General features: G+C 38.0%; 2 protein-coding genes and 1 pseudogene. All 3 read left to right on the top strand.

All coding sequences use genetic code 11. The annotated features are described in order from the left end of the window. A pseudogene (locus ACFXNW_RS29985) lies at nt 1–202 on the top strand (hypothetical protein); the annotation flags it as partial. A 684-nt stretch (nt 203–886) separates the two neighbouring features. Further along, nucleotides 887–1,060 (top strand): hypothetical protein, encoded by a 174-nt coding sequence (locus ACFXNW_RS29980; protein ID WP_375839303.1) that lies wholly within the window; start codon nt 887–889, stop codon nt 1,058–1,060. Nucleotides 1,061–1,150: 90 nt separating this feature from the next. After that, the coding region (locus tag ACFXNW_RS29975) for a hypothetical protein (RefSeq protein ID WP_379421171.1) at nt 1,151–1,952 on the top strand (802 nt) is incomplete at its 3' end.

The raw sequence follows: 1,952 nt of genomic DNA, 5'->3' as shown, positions 1-1,952 counted from the left end.
GCACATGTATCCTTCCGGAATGAATATGTATCGAAAATCAAAAGGGATTGTTAAGCCGGAACGGGAAGAAATGAAGTTCGGAGACATAAAAAAAGTAGTGGGTTCGGCAAAACCACACTACGAGAAAAGTTATCATGTCGAAAATGACAATTTTGAAAACACAATTTCGTTTCTCCAGTATAACACAAAACGTGATTTTTGAAGCAAAACGGTTCCTCTTTATGGAGCCGTTTTTTTTATTTCCCGAAGGGTTATTTGTCAGAATGACAAACCGATTTCGAGCCGGCGAGAACCCATTGTCACACCACGATTTAGGGGGTGTGTATAAATGGGCACTCTCTGTGAAATTTGAAGCTTTGAAATTCCGAATGGCGCACTTATACACTCTGTCGAGTGAGTGCTAAAATGCTGAAGCATTTCCGTCAAGCGTGTGGAGGAATCTTGTAGAGAGATATAGCATAGATACCCGTATCTCTAGAGATATTTTGGTATATCCCTGCTATATCTATGGGGTATCTATGCTATATCTTTGGCTTCAAAAACGGCACCTGTTCTAAGAGCATAGAAACTCAACAGGCACAGCCTGTTTGACACCCTTTTTTTTAGGGTGGCACCGAGTTTCCTTATGCTCTTTTTCTCTGAAGCTAAACCTGTTTTATATGTCGTAGTCTTTTTATTGGGAGTGACCCCTTGCTGTACAATTTCCGGAGGTGCCGATAAGGGACGAATTTTCCCTTGTCGGTTGCCTTTGGGGATTGTAAGGGGTGGAGGCTCGGAATCAAAAGGAAACGAAATATCATTCCGAGTGTGCTTCTTTTTTCTGTTCTTGAATTCTATTATTTCCAATGTTAGAATTATGTTAACAACTTGTTAGGAGTGTGTTTGGATGGAAGAGAAAAAACAAATTGGACCTCGAATTACTGTTGAAACATTTAAAAAGCTAGAGTTATTAGCCGAACATTTTACAAAACACAATGAATTTGGAAGAGTTTCAAAAGATGCTGTAATTGAGTTTGCTATTAAGGAATTGTATAGGGACTATTTGGGAAAAGGACGCTAATTTTTGTTGAAAAACTGACTTCGGATTTGGGGTTCTTTATTATTAACTTGATTTTAATTAAACATTACAGGAAAAATTGAGGGGAAATGGATGGATAAACGCAATGGTGACGCGGTTTTCATAGCTCCAAATGATGTTGTAAAAGTGACCACTATGAATCACGTCATTGAAGTTCAGCATATGGAGAAGATGAACCGGAAAAATAATATCAAAAAATTGGACAAGGATAGGTTTGTAGACCTCTCTACTGGGGAGATCCGGGAGTTCGAGCATTCGGAAAATCGGCAGGAAAATTATAATTCTTTGAGACAAACCTTTAAGAAGCTGCGTTATTTGATAAATAACAATTTTATAGGACGGCCAAATGAATTACATATAACTTTGACATACAAGAAAAATATGACGGACACGAAAAAACTTTATAGTGATTTTCAAAATTTTATCGACAGGTTGCGTTATAAATACAAGAAAGAAAGTTCGATAGATTATTTATCGGTGGTAGAGCCACAAGGACGTGGAGCCTGGCATTGTCATGTTTTAATGCGCTTTAATGATTTGGATAAGATTTATATTAAAAATGCTGAATTAAGGAGTCTATGGGGTTTAGGATTTGTAACAATCAAGTCATTAAAGGATATAGACAACATAGGAGCCTATTTGAGCGCTTATTTGACTGATATAGACCTAGAAGATGTCCAAGACAGGGAAACAGCCTTAAAAGTGGCTTCAGAGGGCTGTGAGGTGCAAACAAAGATCGTAGAAGGTCGGGAAAAGAAATTTTTAAAAGGCGGACGGCTGCACATGTATCCTTCCGGAATGAATATGTATCGAAAATCAAAAGGGATTGTTAAGCCGGAACGGGAAGAAATGAAGTTCGGAGACATAAAAAAAG

The organism is Nocardia sp. NPDC059180, from assembly GCF_042754945.1.
Classification (GTDB): domain Bacteria; phylum Actinomycetota; class Actinomycetes; order Mycobacteriales; family Mycobacteriaceae; genus Nocardia.
Note: the sequence above shows the minus strand (reverse complement) of the source record. Positions and strands in the feature narration are given on the sequence as shown.

Coding starts and splice junctions, on each gene's coding strand:
- ACFXNW_RS29980 (WP_375839303.1), top strand. CDS start 887: ATGGAAGAGAAAAAACAAATTGGACCTCGAATTACTGTTGAAACATTT.